Below are 957 nucleotides of genomic sequence, written 5' to 3'. Positions count from 1 at the left end.
ACGCAACGCTCCATCCGGGCTACGAAGCGCATCGCTCGGAGGGACGCTCATTCATGAGGCGTTCACGTCGCCGTCCCTAATTTAATCTTGGGAGCGACCGCAAGTGAACAGCCGAATGAACAGCGGTGGCGCGAGACGCTGCGCCGCAATGCGGCTGTGCGGGTTGAGGGAGAATTCCATGCTGAGGATTTTGGGTGTTGGGACAAGCCCGCTACGCTTGCTCGGGCTTGCGGCCGTTGCCACGCTGATGCTGTCGGCCGGGACTGCGCGCCGCGCCGAGGCGATGACTCCGATCAATCCAACGGCGCTGCCGGCGGCGAAGGCCGCAAGCGACGATCTCGTCACGCAGGTTCGCCACGGCGGCGGCGGACATGGCGGTGGCGGACATGGCGGAGGTTTTCACGGCGGCGGCGGCTTCCGTGGTGGCGGCGGACATTTCGGCGGCTTCCATGGCGGCGGCTTCCGCGCCGCACCCGCCTTCCACGGCGGTGGCATTCGCTACGGAGGAGTTCGCCACTACGGCGGAGGCGGATTTCATCGCTACGGAATCTATCGCCCGCATTATGGCTATCGCCACTTCCACCGGCGCTATTATTACGGCGGCTACTATCCCTACTACCACTATCCGCGCCGCTGCCGGATCATCTGGACCTATTACGGCCCGCGCCGCATCTGTCGCTGGCCCCATTGGCACCGCTGGCACTATCCGTACCGTTATTGGTGATGTGAGTTAGCGCCGTCATTCCGGGGCGATGCGAAGCATCGAACCCGGAATCTCGAGATTCCGGGTCTGGCGCTTACGCGCCATTCCGGAACGACGTCGGTATTTGGATGGCCTAGAGCCAATCCTTCAGCTTCCACGACGAAGCCTTCCACCGCATCAAATTCTCGATCTTCCACTGCCTGAACATCGCCGGCGGCCAGCGGCTGAGCTTTGAGGTCTCCTCGACCTCGGGC

1 protein-coding gene is annotated in these 957 nt (G+C 63.4%); it reads left to right on the top strand.

Features of this window, described 5'->3' with window-relative positions; genetic code table 11:
- Positions 1-178: 178 nt before the first annotated feature.
- On the top strand, positions 179-724 hold the full coding sequence (locus AC1D00_RS42905) for a hypothetical protein (protein WP_477014892.1): 546 nt from the start codon (positions 179-181) through the stop codon (positions 722-724).
- Positions 725-957: the final 233 nt, after the last annotated feature.

The sequence above is a fragment of the Bradyrhizobium sp. P2_E8 genome, assembly GCF_056403875.1.
This window is presented reverse-complemented; position numbering and strand designations above follow the sequence as displayed.